This is a genomic window from Vibrio sp. Vb0304, from assembly GCF_033338995.1.
Lineage (GTDB): Bacteria > Pseudomonadota > Gammaproteobacteria > Enterobacterales > Vibrionaceae > Vibrio > Vibrio alginolyticus.
Genome location: NZ_JAWOTT010000001.1, coordinates 1,132,185 through 1,151,078, shown reverse-complemented (window position 1 = coordinate 1,151,078; position 18,894 = coordinate 1,132,185). Strand labels below are relative to the sequence as shown.

The 18,894-nt window shown below is 47.0% G+C and carries 1 protein-coding gene; it reads left to right on the top strand.

Features of this window, described 5'->3' with window-relative positions; translation table 11 throughout:
* Positions 1 to 261 precede the first annotated feature (261 nt).
* On the top strand, positions 262 to 18,882 hold the full coding sequence (locus R7P35_RS05015; protein ID WP_318091769.1) for a retention module-containing protein: 18,621 nt from the start codon (positions 262 to 264) through the stop codon (positions 18,880 to 18,882).
* Positions 18,883 to 18,894: the final 12 nt, after the last annotated feature.

Below are 18,894 nucleotides of genomic sequence, written 5' to 3'. Positions count from 1 at the left end.
TTTTCTTAAAACAACTACACTTAATCAGAATAAGGTATCAATTTCATATAATTATTCGATATCTACGCGTCAGCACATGTGTCACATTTCTGTGACTACGAGTAAGTTTTACTTATGTTGCTTGGTAGTAGGGTATTTATCGATTGTTTAATGATTCAATACTTAGTTTAATCGTATAAAGGTGTGCAGTATGCCGCACTAAATTAATAAGAAATTATCTAAAAAGGTTAATGGGAAACGTAAGCCATTAGCGGAGGTCAGATGAGTACGCACACGGTACCGCAGAGCGCGATTGTAAATGCTGTCAAAGGTGAAGTTTTGGTTTTGGGCCTGGATGGAAACGTTAAGGTCATAAAAGCGGGGGATGAGTTAAGACCTGGCGAGATTATTATCACAGAAAATAATGCTTCTCTCGACGTACAGATAAATAATGAGCTTTATCTGGTCGATGCAAATTGTGTTGCTTGTCTTCCTGTGCCTTCTTCTGAACCGTTAGAACCAGTATTGGTACAATCTCCAGTTAATGGCTTAGTGACTTTTGACCCAACGGCTATTGGAAGTGCTGACTTCGACGCCAACGATATTGCCGCTATCCAGCAAGCTATTTTAGACGGAGCTGACCCTACCGCTATCTTAGAAGCAACAGCTGCTGGCGCAGGTGCTGAAGGCTCGGCTAATGCTGGCTACGTGACGGTTGAATATAATAACCCGGAAGTACTCGCTTCTACTTTTTTTGAAACGTCTGCGACTCGCAGCGGAGAAGATGATCGCGACGAAGATGACGGTTTGAATGTCACGATTTTTGCTGATGGTGGGCAGTCACTGCAATCTAGCGTAACAGAAGGCTCAATTTCTCTATCTAGCTACCCGCAAACCATTTCTTCTAGTGTGCTGGTTGAAGCAGGGGATCTCGCACTTGATACTGCTTCATTTGTACCTGAAACGTCCTCATTAGAGTCTTTGTTAACCGAGTTAAATAGTGACATTACCTCTGGTGGTCAGCCAGTGGCGTTTGTTTACGACGAAGCGCAAAATGCCATTATCGGCACTCAAGGTGGTAACGAAGTGCTTCGTATCGAGATCGAAGCGACATCTTTAGGCCGTGATTTAGAGTTAGAAGTCGTTACCACGATTAGCCAGGGCGTTGACCATGTTGCGTCTGTTGCTGATGGCCAAGTATCGATCGTCGGTGATCAAATCAATATTGCTTTTGATATTACAGGTGCAGATATTGGTGGTAACAGCATTCAAGCGCCTATCGATTTTACGACAACCGTTATTGATGGCGATGATCCTGCGCCGCAAAACGTTACTTTTGAAAACGTTGAATCTTCTTCTACACCAATTACTGGCACCTTTGTTGATATTGGTAGTGATCAATTGGCAACGGTCACGTTTAATCAAGAAGGACTTAGTCAGTTCGATGGCCTACTGAGTGATAATCAGGCGACAGAAGCGGTACTCTCTGAAGACGGCAGTACTATCACCTTGTCCATTGCTGGCTCGAATGAAACCGTCTTAACCATCAGTCTGAATACTGATGGTACCTACCAATTTGAGCAATTTAAGCCGTTAGAACAAACAAACGGTGAAGATACGATTGAGCTCTCTTTACCAACCACAATCGTCGACTATGACCAAGATACGGCAAGCAACACCTTTACGATGACCATCCTCGATGGCGATAACCCAGTGATTGAGAACGTGACGGGCTTGTCTTTAGATGAGGCGGGGGTTGACCAAGGTTCACAGGAAGGCGCGGCAGTAACAAGTGGTACTGGGTCGATCACGACAGCGGTCGGAAGTGACATCATTGATCACTATGAGTTGGAACCTACAGAGTTCAATGTTGGTGGAGAACTCCAATCTCAAGGGCAGGTTGTTCAACTAGAACTAGCGTCCGAGAGTAACGGCGTACGTACTTACGAAGGCTTCATCGAGCTGGATGGTGTGCGTATTACCGTATTTGATGTGGCGATTGATGCACCTGCATTGGGCGAATACCAATTCAACTTGTATGAACAACTTGACCATACGGGTGCTAACGATGACTCGCTCACTTTCTCACTGCCAGTTTACGCGGTAGATGCGGATGGTGACCGCTCCTCTATTACCGAAGGTTCGAACACACCAGAAGCTGCGCAAATTGTCATTCAAGTTCAAGATGACGTTCCTTCGATTGATGGCGTTGATGCGCTAGCCGTCGATGAAGACGATTTATCAAGCATTGGCTCCGATCAAAGCGACTCTGTGTTCGCGCAAGGTAGCTTCACGACTACTCAGGGCTCAGACCGTGTTGTAAGTTATCAATTAGAGAGCGGCACTGATCCACTCAATGGGTTGGAATCGCAGGGGCGATCTATCTCTCTGACGGAAACAACCAATTCAGATGGCAGCTTTACCTATTCTGCAACGGCAGAAGGGGACGCTATCTTCACCTTACAAGTGAACCCTGACGGTTCTTATTCATTTACCCTTGAAGGTCCAATCGATCATGCTGTGGGTAGCGATAGCTTAACTCTAGACTTCACTATTGTCGCAACGGACTTTGACGGTGACACCAGTTCACTTGTTCTACCGGTAACCATTGCCGATGATGTGCCAACCATTAATGACGTTGTTGCTCTTACCGTCGATGAGGATGACTTAAGTTCGGTAGGCTCTGACCAATCACAGCCAACGCTGGTTGAAGGTCAGTTCACGACGACTCAGGGTTCTGATGGCGTCGTACAGTATCAGTTGGATGTAAACGCTGATTCTTTAAATGGCCTGCAATCTCAAGGTCAAACCGTTTCCATTGCCGAAACGCAAAATGCAGATGGCAGTTACACCTACAGCGCAACGGCAAATGGCAGTGCAGTTTTCACATTAATTTTGAATACCGACGGCTCGTACAGTTTTGAGCTGCAAGGTCCAATTGACCATGCGGCAAATAGCGACAGCTTAACCCTTGATTTTAGCGTTATTGCTACAGACTTCGATGGTGACACAAGCCAAATCGTATTGCCTGTTACCATCGTGGACGATAAGCCGGTTATTACTGACGTCGACGCCATTACGGTTGATGAAGATGATCTAGCGTCAATTGGCTCAGACCAAAGCAATCCGATTTCTATTGATGGTAACTTCACCACCACACAAGGTTCAGACCGAGTGGTGAGTTACCAACTTGATGGCGCATCAACACCAGTTGACGGTTTAACGTCGCAAGGCGTGGCCGTCACGCTGACTGAAACCGCAAACGGTGATGGCAGCTTTACCTATCAAGCAACTGCAGGCACCGAGTCGGTCTTTACACTGACAGTGAACACTGATGGCTCTTATAACTTCACGCTTGAAGGCCCAATCGATCATGCTGTTGATAGTGATGAGTTAACGCTCAACTTCCCAATCATCGCGACCGACTTTGATGGTGACACCACAAATGCCACCATCCCAGTGACGATCGTGGACGATAAGCCAGTTATTACTGACGTGGATGCTATTACGGTTGATGAAGATGACCTAGCGTCAATCGGTTCAGACCAAAGCAATCCAATTTCTATTGATGGTAACTTTACCACCACGCAAGGTTCAGACCGAGTGGTGAGCTACCAACTCGATGGCACATCAACACCAGTTGACGGTTTAACCTCGCAAGGTGTGGCTGTCACGCTAACAGAAACTGCAAATGGTGATGGCAGTTTTACCTACGAAGCAACAGCGGGCTCTGAAGCGGTCTTTACGCTAACAGTAAATACGGATGGCTCATACAATTTCACGCTTGAAGGGCCAATTGATCATGCGGTTGATAGTGATGAGTTGACACTGAATTTCCCAATTATCGCAACCGACTTTGATGGCGACACCGTTACTGAAACCATTCCAGTCACGATTGTTGATGATGTACCGACCATCACAGCGGTGGATGCGTTGAGTGTCGACGAAGACGACCTTAGCGGTGTGGGTTCAGACCCAGGCGGCGATCTGTTCGTTGAAGGGGCGTTTACAACCACACAAGGCTCTGACCGAGTGGTGAGCTATCAACTGGATTCAACCGCAGATCCTGTTGCGGGGCTGACCTCTCAAGGTGAGGCGATTATCTTGGTGGAAACCGCGAATGGCGACGGCAGCTTTACTTATGTTGCGACCGCTGACGGCAATCCTGTCTTCACGTTGAATGTCGCAACAGATGGTACGTACGACTTTACGCTGCAAGGTCCGATTGACCATGCAGCTAACAGCGACAGCCTGACGATTGATTTCCCAATTATTGCCACCGATTTTGATGGTGATACGACTTCGGCAACCATTCCAGTCACGATTACGGATGATGCACCAATCATTGATAATGTCGTGCCTCTGGCTGTAGACGAAGATGATTTATCAGGTATTGGCTCAGACCAAACTGACGCAGTGTTTGTGGCAGGCGCATTTACGACCACTCAAGGTTCAGACCGAGTGGTGAGCTACCAACTTGATTCAACTTCTGATCCTGTTTCAGGTTTAACTTCTCAAGGTGAGCCTGTTATTTTGGTAGAGACTGCGAATCCCGATGGCAGCTTCACTTACGTGGCAACTGCGGATGGCAATCCTGTCTTCACCATGAACGTGAATGCAGACGGTACATATGACTTCCGTCTGGAAGGGCCAATCGATCACGCGTTAAACAGCGATGAGCTAGTACTGAACTTCCCAATCATTGCAACAGACTTTGATGGCGATACGACGACCGCGACCATTCCAGTCACGATTACTGATGACGTTCCAACCATTAATAACGTTGTTCCACTGACAGTAGACGAAGATGATCTCGCTACAATTGGCTCAGACCAAAACGATGATGCGTTTATGTCGGGCTCTTTCAGCACAACTGAAGGCTCAGACAGCGTTGTTAAATACCAGCTTGATGCAACGGCAGATCCAGTAGCAGGGTTGACCTCTCATGGTGAGCCTGTCGTGCTTGCTGAGACAGCAAATGGTGATGGCAGCTTTACTTACACTGCCACAGCAAATGGCAATGACGTATTTGAATTGGTGGTGAAGCCAGACGGCAGCTACACCTTTACTCTGCAGGGCCCACTAGACCATGCGGTGAATAGCGACAGCCTGCAAATCGACTTCCCGATTATCGCAACAGACTTTGATGGCGATACATCGACAGAAACACTACCTGTCACCATCGTTGATGATAAACCAACCATCACTGACGTAGACGCAATCCGTGTGGATGAAGATGACTTAGCGACGATTGGCTCTGACGGCTCAGATCCAATTTCAATCGATGGCAACTTCACTACAACGCAAGGTTCTGATGGGGTAGTAAGCTACCAATTAGATACTGCAGCAACGCCAGTTGATGGTCTAACATCACAAGGTATGGCCGTCACGCTGGCTGAAACCGCAAACGGCGACGGTAGCTACACTTATGAAGCGACAGCGGGAACTGAAGCAGTATTTACGCTGACCGTTAATACGGATGGTTCATACAACTTCACGCTGCAAGGTCCAATCGACCATGCGACAGACAGTGATGAGCTGACACTGAACTTCCCAATCATAGCAACGGATTTTGATGGTGATACCACCACAGAAACGATCCCAGTCACCATCGTGGATGATAAACCGACCATTACCGATGTTGATGCGATTACCGTTGATGAAGATGACTTAGGTACGATTGGTTCAGATCAGACTGGCCCGATTTCAATCGATGGCAACTTCACCACCACACAAGGCTCGGACCGAGTAGTGAGCTATCAGCTCGATGCTTCTGCAACACCAGTGGCTGGACTCACATCACAAGGCGTGGCAGTCACGCTAACTGAAACCGCAAACGGCGATGGCAGCTTTACCTATCAAGCAACAGCAGGCACCGAGTCGGTCTTTACACTGACAGTGAACACTGATGGCTCTTATAACTTCACGCTTGAAGGGCCAATCGACCACGCGGTAGATAGCGATGAGCTGACACTCAACTTCCCAATCATCGCAACAGACTTTGATGGCGACACCACAAATGCCACTATCCCTGTGACGATCGTGGACGATAAGCCAGTTATTACTGACGTGGATTCCATTACGGTTGATGAAGATGATCTAGCGTCAATTGGCTCAGACCAAAGCAACCCGATTTCTATTGATGGTAACTTCACCACCACGCAAGGTTCAGACCGAGTGGTGAGCTACCAACTCGATGGCACATCAACACCAGTTGACGGTTTAACCTCGCAAGGTGTGGCTGTCACGCTAACAGAAACTGCAAATGGTGATGGCAGTTTTACCTACGAAGCAACAGCGGGCTCTGAAGCGGTCTTTACGCTGACTGTGAATACTGATGGCTCTTATAACTTCACGCTAGAAGGGCCGATTGATCACGCGGTTGATAGTGACGAGTTGACACTAAACTTCCCAATTATCGCAACCGACTTTGATGGCGACACTGTCACTGAAACCATTCCAGTCACGATTGTTGATGATGTACCGACCATCACAGCGGTGGATGCGTTAAGTGTCGATGAAGACGACCTTAGCGGTGTGGGTTCCGACCCTGGCGGCGATCTGTTCGTTGAAGGCGCGTTTACGACCACTCAAGGCTCTGACCGAGTGGTGAGCTATCAACTGGATTCAACGGCTGATCCTGTTGCGGGGCTAACGTCTCAAGGTGAGGCGATTACCTTGGTGGAAACCGCGAATGGCGACGGCAGCTTTACTTATGTTGCGACCGCTGACGGCAATCCTGTCTTCACGTTGAATGTCGCAACAGATGGTACGTACGACTTTACGCTGCAAGGTCCGATTGACCATGCAGCTAACAGCGACAGCCTGACGATTGATTTCCCAATTATTGCCACCGATTTTGATGGTGATACGACTTCGGCAACCATTCCAGTCACGATCACGGATGATGCACCAATCATAGATAATGTTGTGCCTCTTGCAGTAGACGAAGATGATTTATCAGGTATTGGCTCAGACCAAACTGACGCTGTTTATGTTGAAGGCGCGTTCACGACCACTCAAGGTTCAGACCGTGTGGTGAGCTACCAACTTGATTCAACGGCTGATCCTGTTTCAGGTTTAACTTCTCAAGGTGAGCCTGTTACTTTGGTAGAGACTGCGAATGCCGATGGCAGCTTCACTTACGTGGCTACCGCGGATGGCAATCCGGTTTTCACCATGAATGTGAATGCAGACGGCACATACAACTTCCGTCTAGAAGGGCCAATCGATCACGCGTTAAACAACGATGAGCTAGTACTGAACTTCCCAATCATTGCAACAGACTTTGATGGCGATACGACGACCGCGACCATTCCAGTTACGATTACTGATGACGTTCCAACCATTGACAACGTTGTTCCACTCACGGTGGACGAAGATGATCTCGCTTCAATTGGCTCAGACCAAAACGATGATGCGTTTATGTCGGGGTCTTTCAGCACAACTGAAGGCTCGGACAGCGTTGTTAAATACCAGCTTGATGCAACAGCAGATCCAGTAGCAGGGTTAACCTCTCATGGTGAGCCTGTCGTACTTGCTGAGACAACAAATGGTGATGGCAGCTTTACTTACACTGCCACAGCAGATGGCAATGCCGTATTTGAACTGGTGGTGAAGCCAGATGGCAGCTACACCTTTACTCTGCAGGGCCCACTAGACCATGCGGTGAATAGCGACAGTCTGCAAATCGACTTCCCGATTATCGCAACAGACTTTGATGGCGACACCTCATCGAAGACGTTACCTGTCACCATCGTTGATGATAAACCAACCATCACTGACGTAGACGCAATCCGCGTGGATGAAGATGACTTAGCGACGATTGGCTCCGACGGCTCAGATCCAATTTCAATCGATGGCAACTTCACTACAACGCAAGGCTCTGATGGGGTAGTAAGCTACCAATTGGATGCTGCTGCAACGCCTGTTGACGGTCTAACATCACAAGGTGTGGCCGTCACGCTGACTGAAACCGCAAACGGCGACGGTAGCTACACTTATGAAGCGACAGCAGGAACTGAAGCCGTATTTACGCTAACAGTAAACACGGATGGCTCATACAACTTCACGCTGCAAGGGCCAATCGACCATGCGGTAGACAGTGATGAGCTGACGCTGAACTTCCCAATCATCGCAACGGATTTTGATGGTGATACCACCACAGAAACGATCCCAGTCACCATCGTGGATGATAAACCGACCATTACTGATGTCGATGCCATTACCGTTGATGAAGATGACTTAAGTACGATTGGCTCAGACCAAACTGACCCGATTTCAATCGATGGTAACTTTACCACCACACAAGGCTCGGACCGAGTGGTGAGCTATCAGCTCGATGCTTCTGCAACACCTGTAGCTGGACTCACATCACAAGGCGTGGCAGTCACACTGACGGAAACCGCAAACGGCGATGGTAGCTTTACTTACCAAGCGGCAGCGGGGACTGAAGCGGTCTTTACGCTGACAGTGAATACCGATGGCTCTTATAACTTCACGCTAGAAGGTCCAATCGACCACGCGGTAGATAGTGACGAGCTGACACTGAACTTCCCAATCATCGCAACCGACTTTGATGGCGACACGTCTGCTGAGACAATTCCTGTCAAGATCGTTGATGACAAACCGACACTTGGTGGCATCGAAGCAACAAGTGTGCAAACGGTTGACGAGGACGATATCCCAACAGTCGGATCTGATGGTACGCAGTCGAACAGCATTGCAGGTAACTTCATCGCGACTGATGGCTCTGATGGCATTGTGGAGTACAGCGTTTCTGACCTAACCACGCCAGTACAAGGCCTGACCTCTGGTGGTCAATCTCTGGTTATGGTTGAAGTATCAAACGCAGGTGGCGTTTCAGTTTACGAAGCTCGTATTGATGGCACGACGACACCAGTATTCCGTGTGACTCTCGATGCTTCTGATGATAGCTACACTTTCGATTTGCTTGCTCCTCTCGATCATCCAAATGCTGATGGCCAAAATGAACTGGTCATCAATTTACCGATAAACGCGACTGACTTTGATGGAGACGTGTCGAACAACATCACCTTACCAATTACGGTTGTGGATGATGTTCCGACCATTGACGGTTTACTAGCAGGCAGCGAACAAACCGTTGATGAAGATGACCTACCAGCAGGTACGGATGCTGCAAGTGCAGAAGATACTGTTATTTCAGGTACTTTTGATATCACCGAAGGTGCTGACCAAGTTGCTTCTATTCAGCTGAGTGACCTGACCACGCCTGTTGCGTCACTGACTTCAGATGGTGAAGCTATCACCTTAGTTCTGTCTTCTAGCGCAAACGGCGTGAACGTATACCAAGGTGTCGCAGGCAATCCTGCTGAAGTGGTGTTCGAACTGACGTTGGATGCAACGAACAACACCTACGAGTTCGATTTACAGAAGCCGCTTGATCATCCCGATGGTAATCAGCAAAACGAGATTGTTATTAACCTCCCTGTGACGGCGACAGATAATGATGGTGATACTTCACCAGCCTTCACATTGCCAATTACCGTTGTGGACGATGTTCCAGTTGTTACCAATATTGAAAGTCTACGTGTCGACGAAGATGACTTACCTCTTGGTTCTGATGGAACGAAAGAGCCATTAACGGTATCAGGTGAGTTCGAAGTCACTAGCGCAGATGGTATTGATGCTTTCGAATTGGATCTAAGCTCAAATCCTATCCCGAATCTGAAATCGGGTGGAGAAGAGGTAACACTTTCTCAAGACGTTGGCGCTTCAACTGCTGACGCGCTTGTTTACGTGGGACAAACACCGGGTGGAGTGACGGTCTTCACGTTGACACTTCATCAAGATGGTAAATACGACTTTGAGTTATCTGGTCAGTTAGATCACGCGGTTAACTCTGATGAGATTTTGTTGAATCTACCTGTGAAGATCACGGATGGCGACAACGATACCATCACTGCGACCTTGCCAGTTACGATCGTAGATGACAAACCAACCATTGATGCTATTAGCTCTGGTAGTACCTTGTCTGTGGATGAGGATGATATTCCAAGCCAAGGTTCGGACGACACGCCAGAATCCAATATCATTGGTGGCAACTTTGACGTTACTGATGGTGCCGACTCTATCGTTAGCTTCCAGTTGGATAGTTTAACATCGCCTGTTTCTGGCCTTACCTCAGGTGGTCAACCGCTTGAGTTGGTTGAGTTTTCAAATTCAAACGGTGTGATTGAGTACCGAGCTTATGTACAAGGTACGACGGACACCGTCTTTAAACTGACGCTAAATGGTTCAGCAGACAGTTATGAATTTGAACTGTTGGGTGCACTTGATCATCCTGCGGGTAACGATGAAAACTCGTTGGTCATTAACTTCCCAGTCAACGCGACTGATTTTGATGGCGATGTGTCCAATAACATCACCTTGCCGATCACCGTGGTGGACGATGTCCCAGCTATTGTGAAAGTGACAGACTCTAGCCAACAAACCGTTGATGAAGATGATCTTTCCGGTGGCTCTGACACGACAAGTAGTGATTCAACGGTATTGAACGGCGGATTTGAGGTCGTTGCTGGTGCAGACAAGATTGTCAGCTACCAAGTTTCAGACCTCGATGCAGTCGTGTCTGGTTTAACGTCGAACGGCAGCAGCATCGAGTTGAATCTAGTAAGCACGAATGGTGGAGTAACCAGTTACGAAGCGGTTATTACTGGCACATCAACTAAGATCTTCACGCTGTCTCTTGATGCGAATAATGACAGCTACCAATTTGAGCTGTTGGGACCAATCGACCATGACGCTGTTCAAGGTGAAAACAACCTTGTCATTGATATTCCAATTACAGTAACAGACTTTGATGGTGACACGTCATCATCACTGAATCTTCCAATTACCGTAGTTGATGACATTCCCGAAATTAAATCAGCAGATGCTTTGGCTGTTGATGAGGATGACCTTGCCAACGGCTCTCAGGCAACCAACAAAGACAGCCTAGAAGCAACGGGCAATTTCGATACGGTGGAAGGGGCAGATACCGTTGTCTCTTATCAGCTGGATCTTACTTCTAACCCGATACCAGGAGTAACTTCAGGTGGTTTTGCGGTGACGTTAGTTCAAACCGCGGTAAGCAACAACAACTTTACTTATCAAGGTCAAACACCTGATGGTAACTCAGTGTTCACACTAGTTTTGAACGCTGACGGCTCTTACAAGTTTACGCTTGAGGGTGCGCTAGATCACTCAACTCAAGGCGAAGATACACTCATACTTGATCTCCCAGTCTTTGCGACCGATGTCGATGGTGATACGGCAGGTATTAACTTACCAGTGACGATTACCGATGATGTTCCAACCTTGCACGATGCATCTATTTCGCGTGTTGAGGGGCAAGGCAGCCGCACGGTTCGTTTATTCCGAGACCCTGTAGAGGGGGATGATGACCTTGGTGCTGACGGCGCACAAGTGACTTCATTCTCGGCTGATGATTCAGGCATTTACTTTAAGCAAAATGGTGTTGATTCTGATTCTGTCGATTTGAACGGCAGCGACCAAGTCGTATTTGTTCACAAGGTTCTTGACGGAGTGGATACTGAAATCGGTCGTTTGGTTGTTCGAACCGATGGCAGTGTGTCATTCCGTCCGAATGACGACCTTGACCATACCGAAACCGACTCGATTTATTTCACCATCAACGTTGTTGCAACCGATGGTGATGGCGATATCGCAGATGCCGATGTGGATATCTCGATAAGAGACCGCAATGCGCAAATTGACACGTCTACCGTTACTGCGTTCGAAGACCAAGGGCGTGATGGTGTCGTTGTGGGCGTTGACTCTGCAAATACTCAGGACAACTTGTCGACGCTGGATGTTAGCCCTGCGAAAGTCGACTTGGTTATCAATTTACACGATATCGACCGTAACGAGAGCTTAGGTGACATCACTATTCGAGATGCTGATACTCACAACGGTACGTTCTACTACAGAGACGGCAGTGGCAACTACATTGAATTAACATCTGTGGGCAATACGGTTGTTCTCGACGCATCGAATGTGGAGCAGTCATTCAATGGTGAGCTTGTCTCGCTAGATAACTTGTACTTCGTACCAGATCGTCATACATCAACCGATGCTTCTGGTATCGATCCTCGTATCCGCGTGGAAATTCTTAACAATGGTACGCCAGATCATACGATTAATGGTCGTTTAGACATTGAAGTTGCTGCCGTCGCAGATATTGCAACGTGGACGGCAAGCAGCGAATTTAACTACTCGGTTGACGAAGATGGAAACAATGTCGCACTTAACATCACGGCTGAAACCCAAGACACTAGTAACCCTGAAGGCATTGTGTACGAGCTTGTCTTTACACAAGGAGAAGGTAACGCAGAGTTAGTCTATTCAGATGGTAGTGCGATACCAAAATCCGGTGGTGTTTATCTGGTGGATGCAAGCCGAATTGATGAAGTTCAAGTTGATCCGATAGATAACTTCTCGGGCGAAATCAGAATTGATGTCACCGCTATTACGACGGAAAACAACAATCCACTGCTTGGGAAAGATACCGCTCGCTCAGAAACCGAAACCATCATTATTGATGTAAACCCAGTTGCGGATAAAGGTAGTTTTACTGTAAACCGAATTAATGTGTTTGAGGATAATGCTCGAACTCAAAATACGGTAGACCCTGTCACTGATCACGACCCACTCCAATTAAGTGAAGTGATCACCATGAAACCATCAGCGGACTTAGATGGTTCTGAAGCGTTATTTGTGCGCATTTCTAACTTCTCAATTGATGGGGTTACTTTGGTGTGGCTGGACTCAGCAAACCCAAGTCAGATAGTAGAAGTGACCGATTCAGGCGGCAATGTACTTTATTACGAAGTTCCAGAGTCTGAATTAGCGAACGTCGAAGTTCTTCCTCCTTTGCACAGCAATGATGACTTTACTTTCAATGTCGAAGGCATTGTGAAAGACACAGCATCATTGTCTACCGGTACGACAGAAGATGTGTTGTCACTGGGCAGTAAGACCGTCATCGTTGGTGTAAAAGGTGTTGCTGACATACCAGACACGGTATTAATTGACGCGGGGAACGTTTGGAACCGATTCGTAGACGGAGATGTGGCCGGAATAGAGACGACTATTGAAGAGAATGGTGTTGTAAACCTCAACTTCTCGGTTGTATCTGGTGAAGTTGCCGATAGACCACAGGATGATTCAGAAGCCATTACTGTTATCCTGTCCAACATCCCCGATGGTGTTCGTGTCGTAGATTCAGACGGTTCAAGCGTTGACCTCACTTTTGTTGGCTATGATGGTAACGGTCAACCGATTTACGAAGCAAACATCACTGGGCTGAATTTTAATTCCGGTATTCAAATTATTCCGGAAGCCTCTTCAACTGAAAACATTGCGATTACAGGGACGATCATTGTTACCGAGAATGATGGTCATAGTCGTGTGATTGAAAGAGAGGTAAGGATCAAGGTCGAACCCGTTATTGATGCTCAAGATAACTACGTTGTTCGATCGGAGGGAGATGAAGATACGCGCTTTGACATCGATTGGAAACCGACGCTCGTACAAAGCCCTGATACCGATGAATTCTTTAGTGATGTAACCATCTCGGGATTTCCTCCAGGCAGCACGGTCTATGTAGATGGTGTGGCACAAGCGCTTGTTTCTGGAACACTAACGCTTTCACCGCAAGCCGGTGAATCAGAGCAAGATTTTTCCGCTAAAATCTCTCAAAGTGGCTATGTTCAAGTCCAGTTGGAGCAGGATTCAAGTACTGACTTTGACTTGACCACGACCGTCACTGTGAAAGAGATTGACCATGAATATGTTGACGCTTCGAATCCCGGTGAAGGTATCGCTGAGAAAACCATCAATGGTACGGTGAATGTCCAAGTTAATCCAATCGTTGAGCCAGAGGATAATACGGGGGCAATAGATGACCAAACCCGTCTGCTTGTCACTGAAAGTGGTGGTGGTGCTACCGATATCGTGAAGTCAGATGATCAAGGTAACATTGACTTTACGATCAACACTTCTATGGGGGGCGAATCTGGCGCTCATATCATTAAATACCAAGAGTTTGATGCGTCTTCAGATGAAGTGGTGACTCAACTTGTTGTTCAATTTCACAATGTGGACCCTGAGATCCTCAACCAATTGGTTATCGTCGGTGCACTAAATGAAGGTGGAGGTCGTTGGACAGTAACTAATGAAGACAACTTCTCAATTAAAGCGCCGTCTGGACTTGATTTAACACCAAACGATGACAGTGACGATGGCGATAACGGTGGTCTCTCTCAAATTGGCTTAACCATTTACGCAGAAGTGAATGATTTGGGCGAAGATTTGGGCAACGAAAAAGATGCGACGGTCGTGCGTCAAACGGATGTGACACTAGAGTTTCCAACCGTCCTCACACCGAAAATGAGTGTAGCGGCAGAGATTCAGGTGGCTGATGATGTCCAAATTCAAGCGTTGGAAGACAATTCTATTAACCTTGGTGCTCAGTTGACGTCGAAAGTCGATGCGATTAATGCAGATGGTGTGGAAGATGTCTTAACTATTATCGTCGACCCGACAGCTCCTGGCATTCCTCCTGGTTTGGTGATCACGGGGACGGATGTTGATTTTGTCAATGGTAAATACGTGTTCCAAGCCCATATCGATGCGAGTGGAAATATTACTGGCCTTGATGGCTTGACGATGCACTTGGCAGAAGATTACGCAGGTGATTTCGAATTACCAATTCGGTTTGTCACTAAAGACACTGAGTCCGGTGATGAAAAAGAAAATAATGTCCAGTTTCCAGTTCAGGTTTTACCGGTTGCAGACGTTCCGAGTTCAGCCGGGGATCAGCCGTTGGATAGCGATGTCACACCGAATGTAAAAGTAGATATCGTTGGTACTTTCGGCTTGGATGCAAACAAACAACCTGTAACTGATCTAAATAACGACGTTCCCACGGCGGATGGTGTCGGTTACGAAGATGGCTTAATCCAACTTAACTTGAGTGTTGATTTTGCCGATCAATTTAACAACACTCAAGGTGGTCGAGAAACACTAACGAACATCAAGTTAGAGCTTGATGACACAACATTAGGTGAGTTTGTTGATGCCAATGGTAACAGCTTAGGAACCAGTATTGAGTTTAATGAAGCTGAGATTTTAGCTGGTGCGCTTGACAATGTTCTGTTTAAGCCAAAAGAAAATTACCCCGTAGGTGGTGGCCAAAATACCGTCAAGATTAATATCGAGGGAGAAATTACTGATGAAGCTGTGTTTGATCAGTCTATCTTGAATAACTCTGGCGATAATATAGATGTAAGAACCTTCACTGACGAAGTCACATTTGAAGTTACGCCAGTCGTTGATGACATTACCATTACAGGTGCCGATCCGACGCAGCCAATCACGGTGATTGGTGACGAAGATACTTTAATTTCGCTGAATCAATCGGGCTCTGGTGTTTCGATCAGCCTGAACGATAATGACGGTTCTGAGAGTTTCGTTTCACTCAAGTTAACGGGACTTCCTGATGACTTTATCGTTAAATCCAATTCCTCTGATTATGTTGTTAAGAACAACGGTGGGGGCGAATGGAGTATTCAACTAAAAGATCTCACTCAGACGTCCATTGACCTGAGTGACATCCAAATTAAACCGCCAAAACACTTTAGTGGCGAGGCTGAGATAGGTATTACGGTCTTCATTCAAGAGGAGTTGCTACAAGTTCCAACGGAACGAAACAACAACTTTACGCTTATTGTCAATCCTATTGGTGATGATGTTGATGTGAACCCCGACACTTCGGCTGCAGGTAATGAGGGCGAAGACATTGTTATTAATGTAAATGCGTTAGTAGTTGATAACAAAGAGTCCATCGGAGATGGTGCAAACTACCAGGAAAATGATCCAGAGACGCTGAGAGTTGAGGTCTCCAATGTCCCTGATGGGGCGAGTGTTTCATTACCTGATGGGACAGTGTTTACTGACCAAGGCGGTGGCATTTTTGTCTTAGAAATCAATGCTCAAGACTTGGATCAAGTGGTGTTTAATTCTGGGGATCGCAACGATAACTCATGGGATGGTTCGCTGCATTTCAAAGTGCAAGCCGTTGATACTGGGCTCGATGGCAGTCAAAGCTTGGGCTCCGCAGAGGAGTTTGATGTCACTGTTGATGTTGAAGCAGTGAACGATCGTCCAGAGTTCGTCAATACCGTGGATGTGGAAACACCAGAAGATACGCCAATGCTGCTTGATGGTTTCAGCATTACCGATATTGATGCCGTACTCGATGATCCGAATGCTGAATATGTACTCAATGTGAACGTCGACAGCGGTATCTTGGAGCTTAATCCAACGCTCATCACTACTTACAACCTAACCGTGAGCGGTGATGGTACGGACTCCGTTGAACTGAAAGGCACAGTGGCCGATCTAAACAATGCCATTGCAGACGGTCTGATTGAGTTTAATCCAGACCTGAACTTCTTTGGTGACGTTCAGGTGGACGTGACAGTCGATGACCAAGGTAATGAAGGTATCGTAATTGGTGGGGTAGATGACACCCTAAATACCAACAGCAGCAGCTTCAATATTGAAGTAACAGCGGTGAATGATACCCCAGAAACTACGCCAGTGACGCTACCGGATATTGAAGAAGACAGTGGTGTGTTCTCCATCTCTGAAGCGGATCTTATTGCGAATGCGACAGACGTAGAGAACGATAATCTCACGGTTAGCAATGTTCAGTTAACGGATCCGAATTCGGGCAGCATTACTTTCAACAGTGGCACGGGAGAGTGGGAATTTACCCCAGCACCAGATTACAACGGTCCAGTTGAAATCACGTACACCATTACAGATGATGGCACGACAAATGGTGCATCCGATCCTAAATCGGTTAACGGCAGCGCATCGTTCAACGTAACGGAAGTCAATGATGCTCCAACGACGTCTGAAGTGACACTTTCTGATATCGCAGAAGACAGTACGGCGGTTGATATTACCCAAGCTGATTTGTTGGCGAATGCGTCTGATATTGAAAACGACACCTTGATGGTGAGCAATGTCCAGTTGGTTGATCCAAGCAGCGGCACATTGGATTTCGACAACGTAACAGGTACATGGTCATTTACTCCTGCGCCTGGCTACAACGGCAAGGTCGATCTGACCTACGACATTACCGACAACGGTACAACGAACGGTGTTTCAGATCCTCAAACGGTGTCAGGAACGGCGACCTTCGAAGTCACTGAGGTGAACGATGCACCGGTAACATCAGAGGTAACGTTGAGTAGTACCGAAGAAGATGGTGGTTCGGTAACTATTACGGCTACTGAGTTGCTGAGCAACGCAAGTGATCCTGAGTCAGACAACTTGACCGTCGATAATGTTGCGTTAGTGGACCCAACTTCCGGCACGTTGACTCAAGTGAGTGCGACAGAGTGGACGTTTGAACCCGCAGCAGATTTCTTTGGTGACGTTGATTTCACTTATGAAATCACAGATGACGGAACCACTAACGGCGCTCCAGACCCAATTACAATCGCGGGCACAGCAGTGTTGAATGTTGAAGCGACCAATGACGCACCTGAAATCACTGCAACGTCGGTAACGGATACGATCAACGAAGCCGATGGCCAGAAAATAACGGGTATTAGTGTAAGTGACATCGACTTCACTGGTGCACAGGCGAATGAAATCATGACCGTGACTCTTACAGTTACCGAGGGCGACCTTCGTGTCGAGCCGCCAACAGGTAGTGGTGTGACTGTTGGGGCGGGGATGGCTGGTGAAATAACCCTAATGGGCACACCAGATAATATTAACTCCGTTCTTGGAGCAACAGACGCTTCTGAGGGTGTATTTGTGGATGCAGGAGATGTCAACGCAGCTTCAATCACTTTATCGGTGAAAGTCGAAGACAACGGCGTGTACTTCGAAAATGCATCGGGTACCGCATTGGAAGCGAATCAAGACTTCACTATCAATGTGACACCTGTAGCTGATGCACCTACATTGAGTATCAATCCTCAGTTTAATTACATTCGTCAAATTGCGACTAGCCAAACCGCGAGCAGTCAAGGTTTAGCGATTGTCGGAATCATGGCGGCGCTTACTGATATTGACGAGGTGCTGTCTTTGGAGCTAACGGGCGTACCAGCTAGTGCTGAGGTAACAAGTGGCGTTTCTCCATCAGGTATTAGCTTCGATGGTACCACTTGGACAGTACCAAGCGATGAAATTGATACGCTAGAAATTGTCGCAACAGATACTAACAGTGGTATTGATGTCGGTTCTTACGATATTTCGCTTACGGCGATATCAACGGAATCTAATGGCGATGAAGCGCAGTCTTCACCTGTCCAAATTAGTTTGGATGTGAGTAGTGATAGCGACGATATTGACCAGTCAACCGCAGTGGACGACAGCTATTTAGTCGGCGGAGACACAGGTATCAACTTGATTGGTGGAGACGGTGACGACGTTATTCTGGGTGGTGATGGTGATGACGTGCTTATCGGTGGCTTAGGTTCAGATATCTTAACGGGTGGAGACGGCAGCGATATCTTCAAGTGGACGGTAGATTCCGTTGATGAAGGGGCAGTGGATACCATTACTGACTTCACTGTTAACGAAGACAGTATCGATTTACGTGAAGTTATCTCTGATCTCAATAACTCAATGATCGACATGGATGATCTGCTTGGTCACATTTCGGCAGACTACGATGCATCGACGGAAAGTGTTTCTCTGAACATTACGACGGATGCAAATGTTCAACAGACTATTGTCGTGGAAAACTTAGGTACTTCAATCGACTTCAACGGTCTTAGCTCCAACGAGATTGTAGAGTCATTGCTCAACAACGGTGTTATTGATAACGGATAAACCTGTATACAA

Bases quoted from the DNA above. Each gene is read 5' to 3' on its own strand.
- R7P35_RS05015 (WP_318091769.1), top strand. From the start codon at position 262: ATGAGTACGCACACGGTACCGCAGAGCGCGATTGTAAATGCTGTCAAA.